Origin of the sequence: Pararhizobium sp. DWP1-1-3 (assembly GCF_049896125.1) — a bacterium.
Lineage (GTDB): Bacteria > Pseudomonadota > Alphaproteobacteria > Rhizobiales > Rhizobiaceae > Pararhizobium.
The window spans coordinates 678,404-702,354 of record NZ_JAFCTR010000001.1 but is presented as its reverse complement, the minus strand read 5'-3'; the positions used below and the strand labels follow the sequence as shown (position 1 = coordinate 702,354).

At 61.9% G+C, this 23,951-nt stretch carries 23 protein-coding genes and 1 pseudogene; 7 read left to right on the top strand and 17 right to left on the bottom strand.

Features of this window, described 5'->3' with window-relative positions; all coding sequences use genetic code 11:
• Positions 1-30: 30 nt before the first annotated feature.
• Entirely contained in the window at positions 31-1,002 is a 972-nt protein-coding gene (locus ACP7BS_RS03470) for an aliphatic sulfonate ABC transporter substrate-binding protein (RefSeq protein ID WP_426236112.1), read from the bottom strand.
• A 247-nt stretch (positions 1,003-1,249) separates the two neighbouring features.
• On the opposite strand from ACP7BS_RS03470, the pseudogene ACP7BS_RS03465 reads away from it, so the two are divergent.
• Positions 1,250-2,128: pseudogene (locus ACP7BS_RS03465) on the top strand (NAD(P)-dependent oxidoreductase); the annotation flags it as partial.
• A complete protein-coding gene (locus ACP7BS_RS03460) occupies positions 2,128-2,832 on the top strand; it encodes a DNA alkylation repair protein (protein ID WP_426236111.1) in 705 nt (234 codons plus the stop codon). The pseudogene ACP7BS_RS03465 and the gene ACP7BS_RS03460, both read left to right, overlap by 1 nt.
• A 1-nt stretch (position 2,833) precedes the next feature.
• Here ACP7BS_RS03460 and ACP7BS_RS03455 read toward each other — a convergent pair whose 3' ends face one another.
• From ACP7BS_RS03455 to ACP7BS_RS03445, 3 genes are all read right to left on the bottom strand, one after another.
• Positions 2,834-3,322: an Lrp/AsnC family transcriptional regulator gene (locus ACP7BS_RS03455; RefSeq protein WP_113313440.1), complete on the bottom strand. Its 489-nt coding sequence runs from the start codon at positions 3,320-3,322 to the stop codon at positions 2,834-2,836.
• A 65-nt stretch (positions 3,323-3,387) separates the two neighbouring features.
• On the bottom strand, positions 3,388-4,026 hold the full coding sequence (locus ACP7BS_RS03450) for a uracil-DNA glycosylase family protein (RefSeq protein ID WP_426236109.1): 639 nt from the start codon (positions 4,024-4,026) through the stop codon (positions 3,388-3,390).
• Complete coding sequence (locus tag ACP7BS_RS03445; RefSeq protein ID WP_426236107.1) at positions 4,019-4,615, bottom strand: thermonuclease family protein; 597 nt, start codon at positions 4,613-4,615, stop codon at positions 4,019-4,021. The genes ACP7BS_RS03450 and ACP7BS_RS03445 overlap by 8 nt, the downstream gene beginning before the upstream one ends.
• Before the next feature lie 128 nt (positions 4,616-4,743).
• Here ACP7BS_RS03445 and ACP7BS_RS03440 point away from each other — a divergent pair, with 128 nt between their 5' ends.
• Positions 4,744-6,279: a sensor histidine kinase gene (locus tag ACP7BS_RS03440; RefSeq protein WP_426236105.1), complete on the top strand. Its 1,536-nt coding sequence runs from the start codon at positions 4,744-4,746 to the stop codon at positions 6,277-6,279.
• Between the two features lie 6 nt (positions 6,280-6,285).
• Here the strand turns inward: ACP7BS_RS03440 and ACP7BS_RS03435 are convergent, their stop codons facing one another.
• The 5 genes from ACP7BS_RS03435 to cobT all read right to left on the bottom strand — a co-directional run bounded on the left by ACP7BS_RS03435 (position 6,286) and on the right by cobT (position 11,937).
• The gene (locus ACP7BS_RS03435; protein ID WP_426236103.1) at positions 6,286-7,344 is read right to left on the bottom strand and encodes an ABC transporter ATP-binding protein; all 1,059 of its coding nucleotides are present in this window, start codon (positions 7,342-7,344) and stop codon (positions 6,286-6,288) included.
• On the bottom strand, positions 7,341-8,882 hold the full coding sequence (locus ACP7BS_RS03430; RefSeq protein ID WP_426236477.1) for an ABC transporter permease: 1,542 nt from the start codon (positions 8,880-8,882) through the stop codon (positions 7,341-7,343). The genes ACP7BS_RS03435 and ACP7BS_RS03430 overlap by 4 nt, the downstream gene beginning before the upstream one ends.
• A 175-nt stretch (positions 8,883-9,057) precedes the next feature.
• Positions 9,058-10,077, bottom strand: coding sequence for an iron ABC transporter substrate-binding protein (locus tag ACP7BS_RS03425; RefSeq protein ID WP_426236101.1), 1,020 nt, complete (start codon positions 10,075-10,077; stop codon positions 9,058-9,060).
• Between the two features lie 162 nt (positions 10,078-10,239).
• Positions 10,240-10,656 (bottom strand): diacylglycerol kinase, encoded by a 417-nt coding sequence (locus tag ACP7BS_RS03420; RefSeq protein WP_426228085.1) that lies wholly within the window; start codon positions 10,654-10,656, stop codon positions 10,240-10,242.
• Between the two features lie 264 nt (positions 10,657-10,920).
• On the bottom strand, positions 10,921-11,937 hold the full coding sequence (gene cobT, locus ACP7BS_RS03415) for a nicotinate-nucleotide--dimethylbenzimidazole phosphoribosyltransferase (RefSeq protein ID WP_426125598.1): 1,017 nt from the start codon (positions 11,935-11,937) through the stop codon (positions 10,921-10,923).
• Positions 11,938-12,112: 175 nt separating this feature from the next.
• On the opposite strand from cobT, the gene ACP7BS_RS03410 reads away from it, so the two are divergent.
• The 4 genes from ACP7BS_RS03410 (at position 12,113) to ACP7BS_RS03395 (ending at position 15,622) form a co-directional block, all read left to right on the top strand.
• On the top strand, positions 12,113-12,901 hold the full coding sequence (locus ACP7BS_RS03410) for an adenosylcobinamide-GDP ribazoletransferase (RefSeq protein ID WP_426236099.1): 789 nt from the start codon (positions 12,113-12,115) through the stop codon (positions 12,899-12,901).
• Between the two features lie 49 nt (positions 12,902-12,950).
• Complete coding sequence (locus ACP7BS_RS03405; RefSeq protein WP_426228079.1) at positions 12,951-13,175, top strand: DUF1289 domain-containing protein; 225 nt, start codon at positions 12,951-12,953, stop codon at positions 13,173-13,175.
• Positions 13,172-13,873: a TIGR02281 family clan AA aspartic protease gene (locus ACP7BS_RS03400; RefSeq protein ID WP_426236097.1), complete on the top strand. Its 702-nt coding sequence runs from the start codon at positions 13,172-13,174 to the stop codon at positions 13,871-13,873. The genes ACP7BS_RS03405 and ACP7BS_RS03400 overlap by 4 nt, the downstream gene beginning before the upstream one ends.
• A gap of 609 nt (positions 13,874-14,482) precedes the next feature.
• Complete coding sequence (locus tag ACP7BS_RS03395; protein WP_426236095.1) at positions 14,483-15,622, top strand: glycosyltransferase; 1,140 nt, start codon at positions 14,483-14,485, stop codon at positions 15,620-15,622.
• 77 nt (positions 15,623-15,699) lie between these two features.
• Here the strand turns inward: ACP7BS_RS03395 and ACP7BS_RS03390 are convergent, their stop codons facing one another.
• From ACP7BS_RS03390 to ACP7BS_RS03355, 8 genes are all read right to left on the bottom strand, one after another.
• Positions 15,700-16,461: an ABC transporter permease gene (locus tag ACP7BS_RS03390; protein ID WP_426228071.1), complete on the bottom strand. Its 762-nt coding sequence runs from the start codon at positions 16,459-16,461 to the stop codon at positions 15,700-15,702.
• A complete protein-coding gene (locus ACP7BS_RS03385) occupies positions 16,458-17,384 on the bottom strand; it encodes an ATP-binding cassette domain-containing protein (RefSeq protein WP_426125604.1) in 927 nt (308 codons plus the stop codon). Before ACP7BS_RS03385 ends, ACP7BS_RS03390 begins: the two co-directional genes overlap by 4 nt.
• A 355-nt stretch (positions 17,385-17,739) precedes the next feature.
• A complete protein-coding gene (locus ACP7BS_RS03380; protein WP_426236093.1) occupies positions 17,740-18,126 on the bottom strand; it encodes a GFA family protein in 387 nt (128 codons plus the stop codon).
• 105 nt (positions 18,127-18,231) lie between these two features.
• Positions 18,232-19,563 (bottom strand): extensin family protein, encoded by a 1,332-nt coding sequence (locus ACP7BS_RS03375; RefSeq protein ID WP_426236091.1) that lies wholly within the window; start codon positions 19,561-19,563, stop codon positions 18,232-18,234.
• Between the two features lie 214 nt (positions 19,564-19,777).
• Complete coding sequence (locus ACP7BS_RS03370) at positions 19,778-20,251, bottom strand: DUF488 family protein (RefSeq protein WP_426236089.1); 474 nt, start codon at positions 20,249-20,251, stop codon at positions 19,778-19,780.
• Positions 20,252-20,270: 19 nt separating this feature from the next.
• Positions 20,271-21,080: an endonuclease/exonuclease/phosphatase family protein gene (locus ACP7BS_RS03365; protein ID WP_426236475.1), complete on the bottom strand. Its 810-nt coding sequence runs from the start codon at positions 21,078-21,080 to the stop codon at positions 20,271-20,273.
• A gap of 73 nt (positions 21,081-21,153) precedes the next feature.
• Positions 21,154-21,735, bottom strand: coding sequence for a Kazal-type serine protease inhibitor domain-containing protein (locus ACP7BS_RS03360; protein ID WP_426236087.1), 582 nt, complete (start codon positions 21,733-21,735; stop codon positions 21,154-21,156).
• Positions 21,736-21,969: 234 nt separating this feature from the next.
• A complete protein-coding gene (locus tag ACP7BS_RS03355) occupies positions 21,970-23,784 on the bottom strand; it encodes a methyl-accepting chemotaxis protein (protein ID WP_426236085.1) in 1,815 nt (604 codons plus the stop codon).
• Positions 23,785-23,951: the final 167 nt, after the last annotated feature.

The following is a 23,951-nucleotide window of genomic DNA, read 5'->3' as shown; positions in this document are numbered from 1 at the left end:
GAAGCGCCGTTTCCGTTGCGGCTTACGCGCTCAGCTCGCCCGGCCTTTCCAGACGATGTCGCTGACCGTCAATTGTTTGGGAATGATCTGCAGCTGGAAGAACTCGTCGGCCAGCGCCTGCTGGTAGGCGACGGCGTCCGGCCCGAGCGTCGAAACATCCGCTAGACTGAAATCCTTGCGCGTCAGCGCAACCCGCTGGATGTCTGCCGGCACACCGGTGATTTTCGACAGCGCCGCTACCGTGCCGTCGAGATCGTCTTGCGCTGCGGCCCCGACCTTTGCCAGCTCGTCAAGGATTTCGCCCAGCACGTCGCCATGCGCTGCGGTAAAATCGCCATTGCTGAGGAAGTAGCTCCAGGACTCGACGATCCCTTCGGCGGTGGTCAGAACCCGCGTGCCCGCATCCTTTTCTGCAACGGCGAAATACGGATCCCAGATCGACCAGGCGTCGATCTGGTTGCTGGCAAAAGCCGCCGCCGCATCCGACGGCGACAGGTCGGCAGCCTCGATGTCGGTGATGCCGAGACCCGCCTTGCGCAGCGCCTTGACAGTAAAATTATGAGCGCTCGATCCGCGCTTGAAGGCAACGCGCTTGCCCTTCAGGTCGGCGACCGTCTGAAACGGCGAATCCTTGTGCACCAGGATAGCCGAGCCTGCCGAGGACCCCTTGTAGGTACCGGCATAGAGCAGGTTGCCGCCTGCGGCCTGGGCAAACAGCGGCGGCACGTCGCCGGTCGGGCCGAAATCGATGGCACCGGCGCCGAGCGCCTCGAGCAGCGGCGGGCCGGATGAGAATTCCGCCCAGGTGATCGCTATGCCGCGATCGGCAAAGCGCTTTTCCAGCGCGCCCGTTCCCTTGGCAAGCGCCAGGACGCCATTCTTCTGCCAGCCGAGGCGCAATTCCTTCAGCGGTTCGGATGCCGAAGCGCTGCGCGTCGTGGGCAGGATCGCAACCGCTGCGGCCGCGCCCAAAAGCGACAATGTCTGTCTGCGGGTCAACATGGACTTCACCTCTCCGATTGTGCCTGCCCGGCTGTCCAGCAGGGCCTCCGCAAACAAGGATGAATAAATCTACAAATTCTATCGACATTATAATTATCTAAAATGAAGAGATTACGGCAAAATTTGCCGCGTGAACGTTAGCTTGGCAGCAAAACGGTTTCGAAGCCGGTTTTGGCAGGATGCGATCATCACGGGTCTTCCCCGCCCCATCCGCATCGGCTAAGTCTCGACGAAAGGGAATTTCAGGAGTTTTCGAATGGCTAAAGTCGCGTTCATTGGTCTTGGCGTCATGGGATATCCGATGGCCGGTCACCTCAAGGTCAAGGGTGGCCACGACCTGACCGTCTATAACCGCACCGCCGCGAAAGCCGAAAAATGGGCCGCCGAGTTTGGCGGACGCGCGGCAGCAACGCCGGCGGAGGCGGCAGATGGCGCCGACTTCATCTTCTGCTGCGTCGGCAATGATGATGACCTGCGCTCGGTGACGACAGGCAAGGACGGCGCCTTTCAAACGCTGAAAGCCGGCGCCGTCTTCATCGACAACACCACCGCCTCGGCCGAAGTCGCCCGCGAACTCGATGCGGCCGCCACAGCGCGCGGTGCCCACTTCATCGACGCGCCGGTCTCCGGCGGCCAGGCCGGTGCTGAAAACGGTGTGCTGACGGTGATGTGCGGCGGCGATGCCGAGGTATTCGAGCGCGCGAAACCGGTCATCGACGCCTATGCCCGCATGGTTGGGCTGATGGGTCCGGCCGGGTCCGGCCAGTTGACCAAGATGATCAACCAGATCTGCATCGCCGGTCTGGTGCAGGGGCTTGCCGAAGGTATTCACTTTGGCAAAAAGGCCGGTCTCGACATCGAAAAGGTCATCGAGGTGATCTCCAAGGGCGCCGCCGGTTCCTGGCAGATGGAAAACCGCCACAAGACCATGAATGCCGCAAAATACGATTTCGGATTCGCGGTCGACTGGATGCGCAAGGATCTCGGCATCGTGCTCACCGAAGCCCGCAGCAACGGCGCCAAGTTGCCGGTGACGGCGCTTGTCGACCAGTTCTATGCCGATGTGCAGGAGATGGGTGGCAACCGCTGGGACACCTCGTCGCTTCTGGCGCGGCTCGAAAAATAATGCTGGTGCCCTCCTCGCCCGCAGATGCCGTCATCGCACATCTGAAAACGCTGGCGGCGGAAAGCAACCTTGCCGGCATGACACGGTTCGGCATCGAAACGGACCAGGCGCTCGGGATAAAAAACCCGGCGCTCAACCACATTGCCCGGCTGATCAAGCGCGATCACGGCCGCGCTCTCACACTGTGGGACAGCAATATCCGCGAAGCCCGGCTGCTCGCAGCCCTGACTGCGGAACCGCAAAAGCTGACGCTCGATATGGCCCGGCAATGGACAGCTGGGTTCAATTCCTGGGAAATCGTCGACAGCCTTGCCGACCTGTTTGTCGCTGCCCGGCTCGAGGCCGTCCTGATCCCGGAATTCGCCGCCGACGACCGCGAATTCGTCCGGCGAACCGCTTTCAGCATGATCGCCGTCAGCGCCGTTCACCTGAAAAAGGAGCCGGACGAGACCGTCATCGCCTGGTTGCCTCTGGTCGAGGCGCATGCAGGCGATGGCCGCAATTTCGTGAAAAAGGCTGTGAACTGGGCCTTGCGCCAGACGGGCAAGCGCAGCGCCTGCTGTCATGGCCCTGCGCTGTCGATGGCGCAAGCCCTGGCCGCACGGCAGGATCCTACCGCCCGATGGATCGGCAAGGACGCCGTCCGTGAACTCACGGGCAGCGCCGTTTTGAAGCGGCTGGGCCCGCAGCCGCTGAGCGAATAACTCAGTCCTCGCTGGACTTCGCCTGGTCGATCACCATGTAGTCGAGCGGCAATTGCGTCGTGTATTTGATCTGCTCCATCGCAAAGACCGACGACACGTCGCGGATTTCGATCTTGGTGATCAGCCGCTTGTAGAAGGCGTCGTAGGCGGCGATATCGGGGACGACGACGCGCAGCAGATAATCGACATCGCCGCTCATGCGGTAAAATTCGACCACTTCCGGAAACTCGCCGACCACCTCGGAAAACCGCTTCAGCCATTCGATCGAATGGGTGTTGGTGCGGATCGACACGAACACCGTCACCTTGGTATTGACCTTGACCGGATCAAGCAGCGCTACGCGTCCACGGATCACGCCGTCCTCTTCCATCTTCTGGATGCGGCGCCAGCAAGGCGTCGTGGAAAGCCCGACCTTTTTAGCCAGATCAGCAACGGCGAGTGTGGAATCTTCCTGCAACAGGCGCAGGATTTTGCGGTCAAGACGATCCATGAACAGCCTCCTTCGAATATTATTCTCTCTATAGCGCCAAATTCGCCAAATGGAAGAAAATTGTTTCAGGAAAGCAAATTTGACACACGGTCCTGCAGGACAGGCAGGACGTCGGCCGAAAACCATGGGTTTTTCTTCAGCCAGCCGGTATTGCGCCAGCTCGGATGCGGTAGCGCGAGCACCGGCGCTCCGATATTCGAACCCAGATACGCGCGCCAGTTGCGCACAGTCTCGGTCATTGTCTGAGCCCGGCGGTCGCCCAGATGCCAGGATTGGGCATATTGACCGATGGCCAGCACAAGTTCGATCTGCGGCATCGCATCGATTACCTCTTGCCGCCATCGCGGTGCGCATTCCCGGCGCGGCGGCAGGTCGCTGCCATGGGCGTCATAACCCGGAAAACAGAACCCCATCGGCACGATGGCAAACAGATTTGGATCGTAGAACTGTTCGCGGGTCACCCCGAGCCACTGCCGCAGACGATCGCCGGACGCGTCGTTGAACGGCAGACCGCTTTCATGGACGCGAAGTCCCGGCGCCTGGCCTGCGATCAATATCCGTGCGCCGGACGAAATCACCGCGACCGGGCGTGGTTCGTGCGGCAGCTGGTCGCCTGGACCGCGTGCCGGCGCATCCCGGCAGATCCGGCAGGCTGCGACCGCCGCGCGCAAGTCTTCCAGTCCATCCGCCTGCCCGTCAGTCATTCCATACCTTTGACATTGCAGCCTCGATCCGCTGGCCGGCCCGTGAAATCGCCGTATCCAGCCAGCCCTGCGGTCCGTGTGGCATCTCGTCCATTCCGCCATGAGTCTGGCGCCAGGTGCGCGGCGCGTCGAATGTGCCGGCCCAAAGGCCCAGCCGCTTTTGCCGGGCAGCGGCCTCCTCGGCCGTGTAATCGCCGAATGCGATGGCATAGCCGCCATCGACCATAGCCGCGTTCAGGTCACGATTTGCCACCCTGCAGACGGCGAGATGCCGCCCATATTGATCGCTTCCATTCGCCTCGCACGCGGTTTTTGCATCGCCGATCATGGCTGCCAGATAGTCCCTTGCCGTTGCCCCGCATAGCCAATCCCGCTGTTCGCGCTGGCAGACCTGCCGCAGCTCCGGCGCATCGATGCCGGCGAGACGAATGCGCTTGCCGTCCAGCACCAGCGTATCGCCATCGACAATCCGCGCCGAACCCGACATCGTCTCCTGCGGCCCCTCGAGGCGCACCACCACCAGCCCCAGAAACAATAGGATCAGGGCCGTCAACAGCAGGTCGCGAATGATCTGGAGCACGCGTCTCATGAATGTCCCTGGTGGCCATCTGCCGGCCGGTTACCGCCGCCAACTTGAGCGAAAAAACAGCAAATCGCAGCAACTTCTTAAGGATTCTCCCTTAAAGTTCAACGGATTCCGTTAACGCGTATGAGATCATGAGCAAGGGCGTCAGCACATCGGCCGACAAGAATATCGTCGATAAGTCGCGCAGCCATCGCAACACGGCTGTGTCGAAAGCCGTGCGCACGACCCGCGAACGCCTGCAGGCAGGCCCCTCGAACGCGTCCGGCTTCGACAAGGAGCTGCTCGGCCTTCACGTCGATACGATGCTGCAGGGCGCCATCGCCATGCCCCTGTTCATCATTCTGGTCACCGCTGTCGGCGTATACCTGTCGCAAAAGCTCGATCTCGTCGCCTGGGGCGTCACGGCACTCTGCGTCAATGCCATCGGTGTTCTGCTGGCCCGCCGGGCAAAGGCCACGGATATCCCGGCGGACAAGGTGAACTATTGGCGGCGGCGCTTTTTGTTCGTTCAAATCGTCCTGGGTTTTTGCTGGGCAGCGTTCATCCTCCAGGATTGCGACACCTGCGGCGAATCCGATTTCGGCTTCTACAAGGCCGCCGTGCTGCTGATTGCGCTTGCCGCCACCGCGATGAGCACGTTCCTGCTGCGCAATGCACTGCTCTTCACCTTCGTCCCGGTGGTTGTGGCACTTGGTGCCCTAACGATCAAAACCGGAAATCCCGGCTATCTGGCACTGACCATCATTGTCGCGACTTTGCTCATTTTCCTCGTCTTCATGACCAATCGCATGCACCGCGGCAACGTGCACATCCTCTCGGTCCAAGCGGAGAAGGACGATCTGATCGCCGAACTCGAAGTGGCCAAATCGATGTCGGACGAAGCACGCCGCCGTGCCGAGGAAGCCAATATGGCAAAATCCCGCTTCCTCGCCTCCATGTCGCACGAATTGCGCACGCCGCTCAACGCCATCCTTGGCTTCTCCGAAGTCATGTCGACGGAGGTTCTCGGGCCGCTCAACAATCCGATCTACAAGGAATATACCGGCGACATCCATCGTTCCGGACAGCACCTGCTCGATCTGATCAACGAAATCCTCGATCTCTCGCGCATCGAGGCCGGTAAATACGACCTGAATGAGGAAGCCATCCACCTGGTCGAGATCACCGAGGATTGCATCGGCATGGTGCAGCTGCGCGCCCGCACCAAGAATATCAGCATCACCGAACAGTTCGAATACGGCATGCCTTCGGTATGGGTCGATGAAAAGGCGATGCGGCAGGTGATCCTCAACCTGTTGTCGAACGCGGTGAAATTCACCCCGTCCGGCGGCGAGATTTCGGTGAAGGTTGGCTGGACGGCCGGCGGCGGCCAGTATCTCTCCATCAAGGACAACGGCCCGGGCATTCCGGAAGACGAAATTCCGGTCGTGCTGTCGGCGTTCGGTCAGGGCTCGATCGCCATCAAGAGTGCCGAACAGGGAACCGGGCTCGGGCTGCCGATCGTTCAGGCGATCCTGGCCAAGCACAATGGCGACTTCATCCTGCGCTCGAAACTGCGCGAGGGCACCGAAGCCATCGCCATCCTGCCGTCGAAACGCGTGCTCCAGAGCATTCCGGCGATCGAAGATGCCCCGGCGGTAGAGCGCCGGAGGAAGAGCTTTGCCTAACTGCGATCACTCGGGCAGAACATGCGCCGTGCCGTGGACGCTGATGCCGACCAGGTCTCCGGGCTCTGGAATATCGGCGCCGGCGCATTTGATCGACAGGAAATCCGGCATCGCCCGGTCGCTGCGATCGATCCGCACCAGCACCATGCAGTTGCCGCCGCCGAACTCGACATCATCGACGCGCCCGAATGGTCCCTTGATCTTTGTTCCGGCAGCAGCAGTCTTCAGCCGGATCTGCTCGGGGCGCAACATCACGGTCGCCTTGCCTGCCTTGAGCCCCGCTTCGACGACCAGAGACCCCAAGGCGCACTGCGCCCGGCCGGATGCGATGCTGGCGTCGAGCAGTATGGCTTCGCCGAGGAAGGTCGCGGTCTCGCGATCCCTGGGTTTTCCGTAGAGCGCGCGCGGCGAACCGAACTGGACAAGCCGCCCCTGCCGCAGCACGGCCACCTGATCGGCAAAGGACAAGGCTTCGGCCTGATCGTGCGTCACCAGGATCGCCGTCGTTCCGGCCGCGCGCAGCACGCGCGCCACCGCCCGCCGCAGCGTGTCGCGCAATCCCGTATCCAGCGCTGAAAATGGTTCATCCAGCAGCATCAGCCGGGGTTTCAGCGCCAGAGCGCGTGCCAGCGCCACGCGCTGCTGCTGGCCGCCGGAAAGCTGGTGCGGGCGCCGGGTCGCCATGACCTCGTCAAGTTCGACCATCTCCATCAACTCGGCGATCCGCTGGCTGCGGCCGGGGGCATTCTTGGCCAATCCAAAACCGATATTGTCGGCGACGGTCAGATGCGGAAACAGCGCGCCATCCTGCGAAACGATGCCGATGCCGCGCCGGTGCGCGGGGACAAGCATGCCGGAACCGGCAAGCGTCTTTCCATCCAGCACCAGCGAACCTCTGTCGGGCGTCTCGAAACCGGCGATGATGCGCAGCAGCGTCGTCTTGCCGGATCCGGACGGGCCGACGATCGCCGTGCGCCCGCCCGCCGCGATGCTCATGCCGATGGCGTCGAGCGCCACCGTCGGACCGTAGGATTTGCTGATGGCATCGAGTGTCAGAAACGTCATTGTCCGGTTGCCCGTCTGGATTGAACGTAAAGAAGGAAGGTCAGCGGCAGCGACAACAGCACCATCATCACCGCATAGGGCGCCGCCGCGACATAGTCGATCTCGCTGGTCAGCGACCAGAATTTCGTCGCCAGCGTCTCGACGCCGGTCGGCGACAGCATCAGGGTCGCCGTCAGCTCATTGGTAATGCCGAGCGCCACCAAGGCCGTGCTGGCGGCGATGCCGGGCGCGGCCAGCCGCATCGTCGTCTGGCGCACCGCCTGAAACGGCGTGCGGCCAAGCGCCATGGCGGCCCGCTCGAGCTCGACCGGGGCCTGCGCGATACTTGTGCGCAGCCCGACCATGGCCCGCGGCAGAAACAGCATGATATAGGCGAGGAACAGGGTGGCAAATGTCTGGTAGAGCGGCAGCACCAGACGAACCGTGATGGTCACCAGCGCCAGCGCCACCACGACGCCGGGCAACGAGCCGACATAATAATGGCAGGCTTCGAGCACCCGCTGCAGCCGCCCGGGCGCACGCACCGACAGCCAGGCCATCGGCGCCGCCGCAATCGTCGCCAGAATGCCGCCGGCAATGGCCAGAACCACGGTTTGAGCGAACGCACCGCCGACAAGATCGATCCGCCAGATTTCGGCTCCGCCGATATAGAGCCAGCGCGTCAGGGTGACGAACGGCACGCCGATGGCCAGCGCCGCTGTGAAAACATTGAGCGCCAATGCGGGAATCACCATCCGGCCAAGCCTGCGCCGGTCAGCAGGCCGGGCGGCCCCGGAGCCGACCCGTGCATAGCGCTCGCCGCCGCGCAACACCGCCTCGATGACCAGCAGCAGCAGGCAGCACGACACCAGCACACCGGCCAGCATGTTCGCCGCCGGACCGTTGAAGGCCGACTGGAACTGATCGACGATCGCGGTGGAAAACGTGTCGAACCGGATCATCACATAGAGCCCGTATTCGGCAAGCAGATGCAGGCCGACCAAAAGCGAACCGCCGCAGATCGCCAGCCGCAACTGCGGCAGGACGGCGCGAAAAAACACCTGCCACGGGTTGAGGCCGAGCGAGGCCGCCGCATCCTCGATGGCCGGATCGAGGCGGCGCAACTGCGCTGCAATTGGCAGATAGAGAAACGGGAAATAGGCCAGCACCGAGACCAGCACGCCACCGGTCAGGCCGTGCAGCCCCGGAACCAGGCTGATCCACGCGTAGCTGTGCACGAAGGCCGGAACGGCAAGCGGCGCCACGGCCAGCAGCGACCACAGCCGCGCGCCGGGCAGATCGGTGCGCTCGGTCAGCCAGGCAAGTGCGACGGATAGGCCAATGGTCAGCGGCAGGGTGCAGAGTTCAAGCAGCGCCGTGTTGATCAGCAGTTCGCCGACACGGCCGCGAAAAATCAGCCTTGATGCGGTCTCCCATCCGGTTTGGACGGTGACCCAGGCGATGAAGCCGAGCGGCATCAGGCTGACAAGCGACACGAAAGCCGCAACGATGGTGACCCAGAGATAGGCAACCCTGGATCGCCCCTTGGCGGCGATGATCAGCCGGCGCAAGGCGGAGGCGGGCTCGGCAGGAAACGCGGTGGCGCTCAAAGTCTCTGCTTTCAAACCAAAACGACGTTCGCAGCCGCCCTGATCGAGCGGCTGCGAAGGTCACCGGTAGTCCGGAATGACGATACCTAACCGGAGCGATCCGATCAGGTTTAGGCTCTGCCTATCACAGCAGACCGGCGTCCGTCATCAGGTCTGTGACTTTTGCGCTGTTGAGTGTGGCCGGATCGACCTTCGGGTATTGCAGATCGGCAAGGGCCGGCAGCGCCGTGTTCGAGGCTTCGCCATTGCCGACGGCATATTCGAACGAAGTGCCGTCACGCAGGATGCCCTGCCCGCCCTTGCCGGTAATCCAGGCGAGGAACTTCTGGGCATTCTCCTTGTGCTGGCTGGAGGCGAGCACGCCGCCGCCGGAAATGCTGACGAAGGCGCCCGGATCCTGGTTCTTGAAGAAGTGCAGCGCGACGTTCTTGCCGTTTTCGCCGGTCTTCGCCTGATCGCCGAAATAATAGTAGTGATAGATCACCGCACCCTCGACCTCACCGGCATTGACGGCCTTCATCGCGGTCGAATTGCCCTTGTAGGCGGTAAAGTTTTCCTTCATCGCCTTCAGCCAGGACGCAGTCGCCTCTTCGCCCTTCAGCGACAAGAGCGCGCTGACGATCGCCTGAAAATCGGCGCCCGACGGCGATGCTGCCCAACGGCCCTTCCAGCTCGGATCGGCCAGATCCAGCATCGACTTCGGCAGCTTGTCTTCGGTCAGCTTGGTCTTGTCATAGGCAAACACGGTCGAGCGCGCGGCAACGCCGATCCAGTGGCCGTTCGACGGGCGAAAGTTTTCCGGCACCTGCGCCAGCGTCTCGCTAGCGACCGGCTCGAACAGCCCGGCACCATCGACCAGCGACATGGCCGGCGAATTTTCCGTCAGGAACACGTCGGCGGGGGATGCTGCCCCTTCCTGGACGATCTGGTTGGCGAATTCCATGTCGCTGCCCTTGCGCAGCGTCACCTTGATGCCGGTTTCCTTGGTAAAGGCTTCGGCCCAGGCAACGCCGAGGCTTTCGTGCTGGGCATTATAGACGACGATGCCGATATCTTCCTGGGCCAGGGCAACGGTCGCGCCCGTGCTGGCGAAAAGGGCCGCGAGCGCCAAAGCACCTGCTGAACCTGAGAAGGAAATTGTCATGGAAACCTCTCCGAGTTTTCTGCGGACCATCTTGTCCGGCGGCCCCGGTATATAATCCTGATGTTTCGCGTCAACTTTGATGAGCACCAGGACAGAAAGAAACCGCTCAATTAAATTTGACTGCTGAAGACGGAATAAAATCGCGACGCGGCGATTTAGTTATCAAACGCCGATAAAATGCCGGAAAACCACGACATAGGCGACATAACCGCCATTGGCGAGGATGATGCACAGGCAGGCCAGCGAGCCCAGATCCTTGGCATTCTTGCCCATATCGGAAATTTCCGGCGAAACGCGATCGACGATTTCTTCGATCGCCGTGTTCAGCGCCTCGAACGCGATCATCAGCAGAAACAAAACGAAGGCCGCAACATATTGGAAGAAGGTGGCCCCGGTAATGGCGAACGCGATCATCGCCACGGCGAAGGCGCCCAGCTCATGGCGGAAGGCCGCCTCGCCGAGCAAGCGCTTGGCGCCGCCGAAGGAATAGGTCGCGGCCGCAAAGAAATGCCGGATACCCGTCAGCTTTTTTACCGGCTTCTCGCTGGCCATTCGACGATAGTCCTCGTTCAGATACATGTTCGCTCCGCGCTCTGCAAAATGCCGCAAGGAACACGCGATACTGACATCAGCCTGAATGCGCCGTGAATACGGGCGATACGGGCTGAGACGATCGGAAGGATCGCCGCTCCCGAATAGGTGAGAAGCCGGAGGCTATCAAGCCCCCGGCATGGCGTCGGAGCCTGGCAGGCCCCACAATTTACAGTATCCGCCGCAGATCAGCCTTGGCCCGGCGATAGGACGGCCGAAAGCGGCCTGCGGATCGCAGCATGGAAACCGCCGTCAGCTCTTGTTGCTGACACCGGCCTGCGCAAACGTCGCCATGCCGGAATGGCAGGCAGCCGCGGCCTTGACGATCCCGGCAGCAAGGGCTGCCCCCGTGCCTTCGCCGAGCCGCATGCCGAGTGCCAGAAGCGGCGTCTTGCCGAGCATCTCGATCGCCTTCATATGGCCTGGCTCTGCCGAGACATGGCCGATCAGGCAGTGATCGAGCGCCGCCGGATTGGCGGCCTTCAGGATGGCCGCTGCCGATGTGGCGACATAGCCGTCGATGATCACGGGAATCTTCTGCATGCGCGCGGCAAGGATCGCACCGGCCATCGCGGCGATCTCGCGGCCGCCAAGGCGGCGCAGCACTTCGAACGGGTCGGAAAGATGATCGTGATGCAGCGTCACAGCTCTTTCGACCGCAGCGATCTTGCGCGCCAGAACCTCGCCCTGCGCTCCCGTGCCGGGGCCTACCCATTCTTCAGCAGTGCCGCCATAGAGCGCCAGATTGATCGCCGCCGCGATCGTCGTGTTGCCGATCCCCATCTCGCCGATGCACAGCAGATCGGTGCCGCCGGCAACGGCTTCCATGCCGAAGGCCATGGTGGCGGCACAATCACGCTCGGACAGGGCCGCTTCCTCGGTAATGTCGCCGGTCGGATATTCCAGCGCCAGATCGAACACTTTCAGCCCAAGATCATGGCTGACGCAGATCTGGTTGATGGCAGCGCCGCCGGCTGCAAAATTCTCGACCATCTGCGCCGTCACCGATGGCGGAAACGGCGTGACGCCCTGTTTCGTCACGCCATGGTTGCCGGCAAAGATCGCCACCAACGGTCGGTTGACGGCCGGCGCCCTGCCCGTCCAGGCGGCAAGCCAGAAAGCGATCTCTTCGAGGCGGCCAAGCGCGCCCGGCGGCTTGGTCAGTTGCGCATCGCGTTCGCGCGCCGCCACCAGTGCCGCACTGTCGGGCCCTGGCAGGTTACGCAGCAATTCACGGAAATCGTCGAACGGCAGGCCGCTGGCACTCATGAAGCAAATCCTTGTATCGTCTCGTCGTCGGCGAAGCATGGCTCCGCAAAGGTGCTCCCTCATAAAGTGCTGCGACAAATCCGGCAACGGCATTTGCGCCGGTTCGTGTCGCCGTCGCATGATCAGCAGGAAAACACCGATTCGCGGGGGCGGATCGGCTTGGGGGAATTCTGTCATGTTCGATATCCGCGATTTCATCGACGACACGGCACGCTCGGTGGCGTTCCTCAGCCGCGTCCACATGCCGCAACGCCATTTCGTCAACTTCGACGGCCGCCTCAGCCGCGCCGTGCGGGCCTTTCCGCTGGCCGGACTGCTGATCGTGCTGCCCGCCGCCGCCGCCGTTTCGGTCTTCGGCGCCCTCCAGGTCTCGCCGCTGTTCACCGCCTTCGTCGCGGTGACGATCCAGGCGCTGATCACCGGTGCCCTGCATGAGGACGGTCTCAGCGATACGGCAGACGGTCTGGGCGGCGGCAAGACCAAGGAAAAGGCGCTGATCATCATGAAGGACAGCCGCATCGGCTCTTACGGCGCCATTGCCCTCATTTTGTCGTTCGGGCTGAGGGTTTCGGCGCTTGCCGCAGTCATTCCGCTCGTTTCGGCAAGCGGCAGCGGGCTTCTCGTCCTTGCAGCAGCAGCGCTCAGCCGCACGGCGATGGTCTGGCACTGGTCGAAACTGCACCCTGCCCGCCAGGATGGCGTTGCCGCATCTGCCGGTGAACCGCAGGCCTCTGCCGTCACTTTCGCGTTGATCTTCGGCGTCGTGTCGGCAGCGCTTTTGCTGCTTTTGTCGGGCGCCTCGCTGCTGGCAGCGGTCCTCGCAATCGCCGCCTTTGCCGCCACGGTTCCTGCCTTCAGCGAAATCGTCAACGGCAAGATCGGCGGACATACCGGGGACACGATCGGTGCCACACAACAATTGACCGAAATCGCTGTTTTCGCCGCCCTTGCGCTGGCCATTTGAAACGACGATATAAGTTTGACCCACCGCTTGTCCGGATTGCTACGCATCTATGGAAACACCCTGTATTCTCGTCTGTTCGATCGACATGAAAACCGGATACTGCTTCGGTTGCGGCCGCACGCGCGACGAGATCGGCGCCTGGACGCTCTATACGGCGCAGGAACGCCGCGACATCATGGATAGCCTGCCGGCCCGGTTGGAAACGCTGGAACGCAAGCCGCGCCGCGAGACCCGCCGCACACGCATGGCCCGCGAACGGGTAAACGGCGAATGACCAGGCTGACCATCCTTCTGGGCATCCTGGCCGTCGGCCTGGTGTTTCTGATCCTCAACCATGACAGCGGCCGCACTTTCGGCATCATGAACGACGACTTCGGCCGCCTGGTCACGCTTGGCGCCATCGCTGCGATGTTTGCAACCGGCATCGTCCAAAGCCGCAGCCATATCGGCCAAAGCCTGCGCCAGTTCGGCATCTGGGTGCTGATCATCCTCGTTCTCGTCTCGGGCTATCTCTACCGCAATGACCTGCAATCGTTCGGCAACCGTCTGGTCGCCGGCCTCGTTCCCGGCCGCGCGGCTGTCTTCACCGACAATGAGGGCATTCAGGAAGTCGTGCTGCACAAGGTGCTGAACGGCCATTTCGAAACCCCGGTCACGGTCAATGGCGCCACCGTCCAGATGCTGGTCGATACCGGTGCAAGCCGGGTCGCGCTCTCCTTTGAGGATGCCGAACTCCTCGGTCTCAATCCCACCGGCCTCGCCTTCACCCAGACGGTCTCGACCGCCAATGGCGAGGCCCGGGCAGCATCGGTAACGCTCGCCGAAGTCTCGATCGGCCCGATCGTCCGCCAGAATATCAAGGCCATGGTCACGGAGGAAGGCAAGCTCGACCAGAGCCTGCTCGGCATGAGCTTTCTGTCGACACTGGATTTCCTGCAGATGCAGACGGACGAACTTCGCCTGAGGGACTAATGAAACCGGCGTGAGGCCATGCATGAACCGGCTGTTGCAATCGCTACTGATCGTTGCTGCTGCGACATTATCCGCTGTCGCCGCGTATGCCGGCGATCCCGTTTTCCACGGGCGATGGCAGCAGCTGGGTTCGAATGCGGGCGGATGCAACGCCTGCCTCATCGCCATAGTCAGGCACGGCGATATTCTGACGGTAACGGCCAACAACGGCTGGTCGGCCGTCATCCAGGCCGACCCGCCGGGGAAAGGCACTGCTTGCCGCAGGTGCCGGCCAATGGCGGAACGTGACATCCGCCGTCTATCGCAACGCCCCTTTCGAGCTCGGGTTTGTCCGTAGGGACGAACGGCTCCACATGCTGATGGTGGTCAATCGAATGATGGGACGACCAGCACGATCAAGGGCGTTTTCAGCCGGCCAACGCCGAGCAGCGAAGAGCGAGGACGCTTTCCGCCGGTGTCGAGGACCAGCTTTTCAAGCCTCGCTCACCCCGGCGCACCCGGATAGACAAGCTGCCTGTCATCCGCATGTCATGTGACAATGGTGTTGCTGGTCGCAAAGCAGCAGTCGCAGATTCGTCATGAAGCGGCTGTGCGAGCAAGGGACAGTGCATGATCATCGCGTTTACCGCTGCGGCCGCAATCCTCGTCCTCGTCAATCTTCTCAGCATCGTCATCGCCGGCTGGCGAATGGCGCGAAGCGGCACACCGGCCCCGTTGGTCAAGGAACGGCCACCGGTCTCGATCGTCGTGCCCGCCCGCAGCATCGAACCGTTCGCCGTCGAGACACTCGCGCGCGCCTTCGCGCTTGACTGGCCGGACTACGAACTGATCTTCTGCGTCGCCAATCCCAGGGATCCCGCAATTGCCGAGATGCGCAGGGCGATGGCTGCAAATCCCCACGTTCAGGCACGCATCCTGACCGGCGACGACCGGATCAGCGCCAATCCGAAGCTCAACAACTGTGTCAAGGGCTGGAAGGCCGCCCGGCACGACTGGGTGATCCTCGCTGATTCCAACGTGCTGATGCCGAAGGACTACGTGGCCCACCTTATGGCGGGCCGGCACAAGAACACCGGTCTGGTGTGTTCGACGCCGATCGGCGCGCGGCCGGAAGGTTTCTGGGCCGAGGTCGAATGCATGTTTCTGAACACGCAGCAGGCCCGCTGGCAATATGCCGGCGAAGCGATCGGTTTCGGGTTCGCGCAGGGAAAGAGCATGCTGTGGTTCAAGCCCCTGCTTGACGGCAATGGCGGCATTGAAGCACTCGCCGCCGAGATCGCCGAGGATGCCGCAGCAACCAAGCTGGTCAATCGTCTGGGATACAAGGTCCATCTTGTCTCATCCCCCTTCGACCAGCCGCTCGGCCGCCGTACCCGCCATGACGTGTGGTCGCGCCAGACACGATGGGCACGCCTGCGCCGCGTCACCTTTCCGCTGTTCTTCGCGCCGGAAGTTCTGCTGGGCGCCCTGCCGCCGCTCCTTTTCGCGCTTGCCGCCGCTATTCTCGCAGACGTCAATGCCCCTGCGACCGGCGCCGCCGTCGTCGCCGCAATCTACCTCCCGGAACTGGCACTTGGCCTTGCCAAGGGCTGGCGCGTCTCTCTTCTCTCTCTGCCGGCCATCCTGGTGCGCGACATCATGCTGCCGCTGGTCTGGATACGAAGCTGGGGCAGCGGCGCCTTCGTCTGGCGCGGCAACGCCATGACGATCGACACCAAGGGCTGCGATTTGGAAGAAGTGGTGCAGTGAGCGAATAGGGAAAAGCGAGTAGCGAGTAGCGAGTAGTTCTATTCCCTATTCCCTATTCCCTATTCCCTATTCCCTACTCAGTTCCGCAACCGGTACCCCGTCTTAAAGATCCACGTCAGCAACCCCATCAGCACCGCCAGAAACACGATGATGATCGCGAAGCTGACCACCGGATTGACATCGGCGATCTCGAAGAAGCTCCAGCGAAAGCCGCTGATCAGGTAGAGCACCGGGTTGAAATGGCTGACCGCCTGCCAGAAGGGCGGCAGCATGTTGACCGAGTAGAAGCTGCCGCCGAGAAACACCAGCGGCGGAATGACCAGCATCGGGATCAGGTTCAGCTGCTCGAAGTCCTTGGCCCAGATGCCGATGATGAAACCGAACAGGCTGAAGGTGATGGCCGTCAGCACGAAGAACAGCAGCATCACGAAGGGGTGGGCGATCGACAGATCGACGAACAGCGAGGCCGTCCCCAAGATGATGATGCCGATCATCATGCCCTTGGTCGCCGCCGCCCCGACATAGCCGAGCACGATCTCGGTCATCGATACCGGCGAGGACAGAAGTTCGTAGATCGTACCGGTGAATTTCGGGAAATAGATGCCGAAGGAGCCGTTGCCGATGCACTGCGTCAGCAATGTCAGCATGATCAGCCCGGGCGTGATGAAGGCGCCATAGGACACCCCGTCGATCTCCTGGATGCGCGAGCCGACAGCGGCGCCGAAGACGATGAAATAGAGCGAGGTGGAGATCACCGGCGAGACGACGCTCTGCAAAAGCGTGCGGCGCGTGCGCGCCATCTCGAAGAAATAGATCGACTTGACCGCTTCGAGGTTCATGCCTTTGCTCCCACCAGTTCGACGAAAATGTCCTCGAGCGAGCTTTGCCGCGTCGAGATGTCCTTGAGCCTGATCCCGGCCTCGGCCAGCGCCGTCAGCAGCGTGGTGATGCCCGTGCGTTCGCCGGCCGTATTGTAGTCGTAGATCAGCGAATGCCCGCCGTCCTCGATCGTCAGATCGTAAGAGGAAAGTGCCTCGGGCAGGCTCGAAATGGGATCCTGAAGATCGACGCGCAATTCCTTGCGGCCGAGCTTCTTCATCAGGTCTTTCTTGTCCTCGATCAACAGGATCTTGCCGCCATTGATGACGCCGACCCGATCGGCGATCTCTTCCGCCTCTTCGATATAGTGCGTGGTCAGGATGATCGTCACGCCGGTCTCGCGCAGTTTCTCGACCACTTGCCACATGTCCTTGCGCAGGTTGACGTCGACGCCAGCGGTCGGCTCGTCGAGGAACAGCACGCGCGGCTCGTGGCTAAGCGCCTTGGCGATCAGCACCCGCCGCTTCATGCCGCCGGACAGCTCGCGCAGCATGTTGTCCTTCTTGTCGAAGAGCGACAGGTCTTTCAAAACCTTCTCGATATGCGCAGGGTTCGGCTTCTTGCCGTGCAGCCCGCGCGAAAACGACACGGTGTTCCATACCGTCTCGAACTGGTCGGTGGTCAGCTCCTGCGGCACCAGCCCGATCATCGCCCGGGTGGCGCGAAAATCCTTGACGACGTCATGGCCGCCGACCAGCACCGTGCCGCCCGATGGATTGACGATGCCGCAGATGATCGAGATCAGCGTCGTCTTGCCGGCGCCGTTCGGCCCCAGAAGGGCGAGGATTTCGCCTTCTTCTATATCGAGACTGACATCTTTCAGCGCCTCAAAGCCGGACGCATAGGTTTTCACCAGATTGGAAACGGAAACGATGGGCGCCATGAAATATGTTCCGGGGAATGTGAGGCGGAAGGAGATGCTCTATATGGGGTGTTCATTCGAAAATTTCAGCTGCAAATCGCAAGCAGACGAAAACAAATCAGCGAAAGAGGCTGCAGCCGCCCCGGCCAGGGCTTCCACCCCAGTCATTCCGCTGGAATGACCGCCACGATCAGCGCCTTTCAAAGGCTGCTGTCATCAAACGGTGATGGTGTTCGGCCATTTTCGCGCCGTGGGACACAGACGCACGTGATTTGCAAGAACCCGCCGGCAGTCCCCTCTCCGGCAAGGTTCGTTTTAGGCCGGTTCTCACCGGCCATTTTTTTTGCGCGCTGCTTATCGAAATGGCGCGGCCCGGTTACCCCGCTGCCGGGATTTTCCACCAGCTCGGGCAGTCATCCTCAAACGAATGCGAGATCGGGCGCAATTCCTCAACGTCCTGCACATCGAAACTGCCGGTGACCAGCGCAATGACCGGTTCATCGTCGATGGCGCCCAGGGTACTGCCGCATTTAGGGCAGAAGGAACGGCTGGAATAATCGGACGAACGATAGACCGCCGGCCTTCCGCCCTCGCCGGTCCATTCGACGGCGTCGCGTGAAAACTCCACCCAGCAGAGCGTCTGTGCGCCGGAATGCCTTTGGCAGTCTTCGCAGGAGCAGGTGTGCGGGTTGCCGGGCATGCCCGTTGCCCGGAAACGGATGTTTCCGCACAGGCATCCGCCGAGATATGTCCTGGTTTCCATTGCGAATCCTGTTTTCGTCCACGCCAAGCCGCAATAATCGCCTTCAAACCCGCATAGCAAGACGATTATCGTAAACCGGATGTACGTGCGAGTGCCACCCTCCGATCAATCGCAATGCCTGTAGCCCGACTTGCGTTCCCTCAGGTCGAAATGGAAATGATCCTTGTGCTGCGGATCGCTGCCGGGACCAAGCACGGTGTTGAAATATTTGCAGCTGTCGCTGCGCACCGCCTTCAGCAGGCCCTTTTCGCGGAAGGCGAAGAAGCCAGGCTTGCGCACGTCGATCTCCTTGCCGGACTTCAGCACGAACTTGCCGACATCGATGGCGTTGCCGTGGGCATGCTCCGACATTGGATTGCCGCGCTTGGAATTCATCGTTCGGCAGGAATAGCCGCCGAGCGGCTTGATCGTCTTGATACCGGAAAGATAGCGGTAGCGGGCCGACGGTGCGAGTTCGTTCTTCACCCATTTGGCAAAGGCTTCCGTCACCTCGCAGTTGAGCTTGACGGCAGGCTTGATATCGATACCGCCGGAAAGACCGGTGAGCTGGATCGGATAGTCGATGCCGCAGGCCTTGCCGTTGGAAATGCGCGGAATATCGGTGAATTCCACCCGCATTTTCCTCAGCCGCTGGCGGCAGGCGACTTCGGAGGCCGGCATCTGCCCGGTGAAATCAGCCTCGGTTTCAGACAGCGGATTTCCGGCACGCGGCAGGAACGCCACCTGCTGCTCCTGCCCGGCCTGGCTGTTGCGCAGCATCACGCGCTGCTGCTGGTCAAGGAACTGCGCCTTGCGTGCCACCTCGGCCGCCTGCTTTTCCGCATTGAGCGGCGGCAGGTCCGGATCGTAGCCCGGATCGGCTGATGCCACCTGCATGGCCTGTGGCCCGCCCAACTGCTGGACGCTGTCACCTCCTATACCACCCACCACCGGCTGGCTGGCATTGCCCTCGGCGATCTCATTGCCTTCGGCGATCTCATTGCCTTTGGCGATCTGATTGCCCCGGCCGTAATCGCGGTTCTGTTCCTCAGCCAGGCCGACAACCGGCGTCGAGCCGGTTTCGACGCCCATCATCGCATCCATGTTGACGCCTTCGGCCGGCACGGTCATCGACTGCGCACCGGCAACGGCAAGCGGCTGCTGCTGCGCCGGCTCGCTGTCGATCATCGGCAGCCGACGGCCGGACGCCTGCAGGCGCGGATCGGCAGGGACGGCATCGTCCGAATTTTCAGAGAAGGTACTGACCGGCGTATTGGCTGCAGGATAGGGGTTTTCCCGCGAACCGCGCGCATGGCGGTTCACCGGTTCTATGGCACTCACCCGTGCGGACTGATCGATCCGGCCCGGCGGAGTAAGATCGTCCGTCGAGCAGGCGGTAAGCGACAACGACAGCACGAAAACTGCCACCGGCCGCCGGAAAAGGGAAACATACGCCATACTCTTGCCGCCTCTACCGTGACGATGCCTCGAAACGCACCATCTCCACCCGCCCGGTCCCGCTTGAAAACCTGCGGGCCACCTGTGTCGAAAGGCAGGCGCGGGACGGGAAAGACCGGAACTGAAGCGGATTTTATGCAAACAGGGTAAACGAAGGCTTTCGAACGCTTCACCGGTTCTGGGCATTGCGGCCCCCCGCGCGGGAAGCGGCTGTTCAGAGATGCCGGACGCTGAGCTTGCCGCCCCATTTCCCATCAAGATACTCGCAGACGAGCTGGCGGTGGCACTGATGCGGCTTCGCCTCGGAACAGAGCAGGCAGCTACCTTCAAACGCTAAAGGTTCGAGCCGCGCCTCGATCTGCCGCTCTTCCATCAGGTTCATGAACCGGTGGCGCAGCGTATTCCAGTCGCCTTTTTCCTTCTTGAAAGACGTCAGGATCTCCTCCGTCGGCGCCAGCAGAGGCTGATGCACATAATCCGCGCCGCAAAGCTCTTTCAGGAAATACGGCAGGTCGGCGGCCTTGGCGAAACCGGCAAGCTGCGAGCTGTTGTGCAGCCGGATGTCGACGACCCGCTTGACGCCGGCCTGCCGGACCCGGCCGAAGAAATCTGCCGCAGTGCTTTGGGTGAACCCGATCGTGGTGACATCGATTTGCATCTCCAGCGATCCCGCTTTTGCGTTTCCCAATTCAGCCCTGCTCCTGGCCCTAGCGCATCTCCAAAAGCAAGGCGCGATGGTCGGAAACCTCCGGTTCGGCGACAGCATCGAAGCGGATCACTTCGACATCCGGCGTCACCAGCATGTAATCGGCAAAACGCCCGGGCTTTTGATAGTAGGAGGTGCGTGTATCGGTATGCCCGCGCGACGTGATCAGGTCCGTCAGGCCAAGTTCCCCCAAAGCCCCAAACATCCGGCTGTCCGGCAGAACGTTGAAATCACCGCAGACCACCAGCCGCTCGTCGCCGTGCCATATCCGCCCGATCAGTTCGACCAGCGCCTGCGTCTGCGTATCGCGCGCCGGCGTATCGCCCTTGCCTGCAACATCCCGCAGGCCATGCATCTGCGCGATAGTGATCGAAAATCCGTCCTCGTGGTTGAAAAGGCGCAGGCAATGGGCGTTGCGGGCGCGCGGATGCGGCCCCCATCCATCCGGCGAAAACGCACCATGGACAAAATCCTGCGCCTGGGCGATCACCGTCAGCGACGTGCGCGCGAAGGTCGCCAGCCCGAATTCAGATGGAATAGCCCTGTCGCCATCGAACAAATCCCCCCGCGCCGTCGGCGCGAAAAAACCATCGTGCCCCGGCAGAGCTGCACGGATTTCATCGAACAGGTTGGCGCGCTGCTGCAACGCGACGTCGTGGTCGCGATAGGTCAACCAATCCTGCGCGGACGAAGGCGTTCGCGCCACCTCCTGCAGGCAGATCACATCGGCATCCACATCGGCGAGATAGTCCATCAGTGGTGCATGCAGGCTTCCGCCCCAGGCGTTCAAGGAAACGATCCGCAGCACGATCCACTCACTCCACAGTCATGGACGCAAGCAAACTGTCCCAGCCGGAACAGTTTGCTTGCCTGTTGCGCTCAGTTCAGCGGCACTCACCGTCACCGATGACGCGGAACCCCTGGGCCTGCGCCGTGCAGCCATTCGGGAATGTCTGTTCCCGCCCGCCCTGACGGGCACAAACCGGCGCATATTCGTTCGTGCACATCTGCGGCTCGCGCGGCGGGCCCGAGCCATCGCCGGGCCGGTCGTTTCCGCGCTCGCATTCGCCGCGGCCAATCACGCGAAACCCTTCCGCCTCGGCCATGCAGCCATTCGAAAACGTCTGTTCGCGGCGCCCCTGACGGGCGCAGACCGGTGCATATTCGCGAGTGCAGACCTGTGGCCGGTCGTCGCCGAAATCCGGCCTTTGCGGGCGGCATTCGCCCCGGCCGGAGATCCGGTATCCTTCTGCCCGTGCCTGGCACGCATTGCCGAAGGTCCGGCGGTTGTTGCCGCGCTCGCCGCAAACCGGGTCGTATTGCATCGTGCACATTTGCGGGTTCGACGGTTCCGGCCGGGGATACGGCCGCCCGCCGGGCTCATCGACCACAACGGTGCAGGCGGAGAGCACCCCAAGCGCCAGCAGCGCGGCAATACGGATCACAACCCGTTGAAACAGCGTCATTTCCAGTCCCCCCTTGGAGGGTTACATGTCCCGGCCGATACGACAGGATACTGTAACCCCTTGAATCACGGCCTCATTCTCACGGGAAATCCGCGCGGGTCAAGCGCATCGGTCAAACAAGCACCCAAAACCGGTGATGGTGCCGGGCTCCGCATAACAACCATTCAAGACACAAGAAAAAGCCCGCGTCCTTTCGAACGCGGGCAATCGGCATTTCCGTCTTTTTGAATTGGGTCAGGCAGCGCGGCTGTAGCTGCCCTGTCGGTTGTCGGGTGAAAGGCGAAACGTCTGCAGCAGGCTCTTCAGCTCGCGGCTCTCCTGCGCCAGCGTCTGGCTGGCCGCCGTCGTCTCCTCGACCATGGCGGCATTCTGCTGGGTCATCTGGTCCATGCTGTTGACGGCGGTGTTGACCTCGGCAAGCCCGGTTGCCTGCTCGCGGGCCGCTGTAGCGATCGAGGCCACATGTTCGTTGACCCGGTTGACCAGGCTTTCGATTTCGGTCAGCGCCTCGCCGGTCGAGCGCACCAGCGTCACGCCGGTCTCGACTTCGGTGGCGGAGTTGCGGATCAGCTCCTTGATTTCCTTGGCAGCACCGGCCGAGCGCTGTGCCAGTTCGCGCACTTCCTGGGCGACCACGGCAAAGCCGCGGCCGGCCTCGCCTGCCCTTGCTGCCTCGACGCCGGCATTCAGCGCCAGAAGATTGGTCTGGAAGGCGATTTCGTCGATGACGCCGATGATCTGGCTGATCTTGGTCGAAGACCCTTCGATCCGGGTCATCGCGGCAATGGCGTTGCGGACGATATCGCCGGATTTCGCCGCACTGCCCTTCGTTTCGTTGACCATTTCGCGGGCTTCAGCGGCGCGGTCGGATGAGCTTTTGACCGTCGAGGTGATCTCGTCCAGCGCTGCAGCCGTCTCTTCAAGGGCGGCGGCCTGCTGTTCGGTGCGCCGCGACAGATTGTTGGCGGCCTCCGAAATATCGCCGGCGCTGCCGTAGACCACTTCCGTCGAATGGGCGATCGACTGGATAACGCCGCGCAGTGCCGTGACGGCCGTGTTGAAATCATCGCGCAGCTTGGAATATTCCGGAGCGATCCGGACGATTTCCGCGGTCAGGTCGCCTCCTGCCAGTTTCTCCAGGGCGCTGCCGATTGCCCCCATGGCCTCGGCCTGGGTCTGCGCGTCGGACTGGGCGCGATGTTCGTTGCTGCGCCGCTCGTCATCAAGCTGGCTCTGCTGTTCGGCTTCGCGCTGCCGCAGGCCGATGCGTTCCTTGACGGAATCACGCAGTTCCGCCAGCACGCCGGCCATCTGGCCGATCTCGTCCTTGCGGTCGGTTTCCGGAATGGCAGACGAGACATCCTCGTCGGCAATCGCCCGCATCGACATCTTCAGCCGCTCGATCGGGGCGACGACGCTGCGAACGATCGAGAAGGCGGCCAGTAGAATGACCAGTGCGGCAAGACCGCAGATCACTGCAACCTGGATCAGGCCTTCGGTGAACATGGCGGCAAGATCGTCGGCATAGACGCCGGTGCCGACGATCCAGCCCCAGGGCGCAAAACCGGCGACATGCGAATATTTCAGCACCGGCTCTTCGGCACCGGGTTTCGGCCAATAGTAATCGACGAAACCCTTGCCTTGGGCTGCAACCGTCTTGGCAAACTCGACGAAGATGTGCTTTCCGGTCGGGTCCTTGTTCTCCGTCTGGTCGGTGCCATTCAGCGCCGGCTTGATCGGATGCATGATCATCGTGCTCTTCACGTCGGTGATGAAGAAGTAGCCATTGCCCTGATAGCGCATCGCCTGGATCGCCTCGATGGCGCGCGCCTGGGCATCCCTCTGGCTAAGCGTGCCGGCTTGCTCCTGCTTGTAATAGGCATCGAACACGGCAACCGCGTTCTCGTTCATCGCCTCCAGCATGGCCTTTCGCTGCGCCACCAGCTTGTCCTGTTCCTGGAACAGACCGAGCATCATGACGGCGGCCATGGTCAGAAGCGCCAGCCCCACCAGCGCATACAGGCGCACGGAAATACGGAAATGTTTCATACGGCCAAATCCCCTCAGATTTTTATGACCGCACGATACCGAATGGAATTTTCGAACTTCCTAACAGGATGCCGCTAAAATTGATAATCTGGCATTTACGCTTTGTTCACAGAAGGCACGCTGAGGCACAATCGTTCGGCAAATTTCCGCAGAAGGTCTTTTCCGAC

Bases quoted from the DNA above. Each gene is read 5' to 3' on its own strand.
- ACP7BS_RS03470 (WP_426236112.1), bottom strand. From the start codon at position 1,002: ATGTTGACCCGCAGACAGACATTGTCGCTTTTGGGCGCGGCCGCAGCG.
- ACP7BS_RS03460 (WP_426236111.1), top strand. From the start codon at position 2,128: ATGCTGGTGCCCTCCTCGCCCGCAGATGCCGTCATCGCACATCTGAAA.
- ACP7BS_RS03455 (WP_113313440.1), bottom strand. From the start codon at position 3,322: ATGGATCGTCTTGACCGCAAAATCCTGCGCCTGTTGCAGGAAGATTCC.
- ACP7BS_RS03450 (WP_426236109.1), bottom strand. From the start codon at position 4,026: ATGACTGACGGGCAGGCGGATGGACTGGAAGACTTGCGCGCGGCGGTC.
- ACP7BS_RS03445 (WP_426236107.1), bottom strand. From the start codon at position 4,615: ATGAGACGCGTGCTCCAGATCATTCGCGACCTGCTGTTGACGGCCCTG.
- ACP7BS_RS03440 (WP_426236105.1), top strand. From the start codon at position 4,744: ATGAGCAAGGGCGTCAGCACATCGGCCGACAAGAATATCGTCGATAAG.
- ACP7BS_RS03435 (WP_426236103.1), bottom strand. From the start codon at position 7,344: ATGACGTTTCTGACACTCGATGCCATCAGCAAATCCTACGGTCCGACG.
- ACP7BS_RS03425 (WP_426236101.1), bottom strand. From the start codon at position 10,077: ATGACAATTTCCTTCTCAGGTTCAGCAGGTGCTTTGGCGCTCGCGGCC.
- ACP7BS_RS03420 (WP_426228085.1), bottom strand. From the start codon at position 10,656: ATGTATCTGAACGAGGACTATCGTCGAATGGCCAGCGAGAAGCCGGTA.
- cobT (WP_426125598.1), bottom strand. From the start codon at position 11,937: ATGAGTGCCAGCGGCCTGCCGTTCGACGATTTCCGTGAATTGCTGCGT.
- ACP7BS_RS03410 (WP_426236099.1), top strand. From the start codon at position 12,113: ATGTTCGATATCCGCGATTTCATCGACGACACGGCACGCTCGGTGGCG.
- ACP7BS_RS03405 (WP_426228079.1), top strand. From the start codon at position 12,951: ATGGAAACACCCTGTATTCTCGTCTGTTCGATCGACATGAAAACCGGA.
- ACP7BS_RS03400 (WP_426236097.1), top strand. From the start codon at position 13,172: ATGACCAGGCTGACCATCCTTCTGGGCATCCTGGCCGTCGGCCTGGTG.
- ACP7BS_RS03395 (WP_426236095.1), top strand. From the start codon at position 14,483: ATGATCATCGCGTTTACCGCTGCGGCCGCAATCCTCGTCCTCGTCAAT.
- ACP7BS_RS03390 (WP_426228071.1), bottom strand. From the start codon at position 16,461: ATGAACCTCGAAGCGGTCAAGTCGATCTATTTCTTCGAGATGGCGCGC.
- ACP7BS_RS03385 (WP_426125604.1), bottom strand. From the start codon at position 17,384: ATGGCGCCCATCGTTTCCGTTTCCAATCTGGTGAAAACCTATGCGTCC.
- ACP7BS_RS03380 (WP_426236093.1), bottom strand. From the start codon at position 18,126: ATGGAAACCAGGACATATCTCGGCGGATGCCTGTGCGGAAACATCCGT.
- ACP7BS_RS03375 (WP_426236091.1), bottom strand. From the start codon at position 19,563: ATGGCGTATGTTTCCCTTTTCCGGCGGCCGGTGGCAGTTTTCGTGCTG.
- ACP7BS_RS03360 (WP_426236087.1), bottom strand. From the start codon at position 21,735: ATGACGCTGTTTCAACGGGTTGTGATCCGTATTGCCGCGCTGCTGGCG.
- ACP7BS_RS03355 (WP_426236085.1), bottom strand. From the start codon at position 23,784: ATGAAACATTTCCGTATTTCCGTGCGCCTGTATGCGCTGGTGGGGCTG.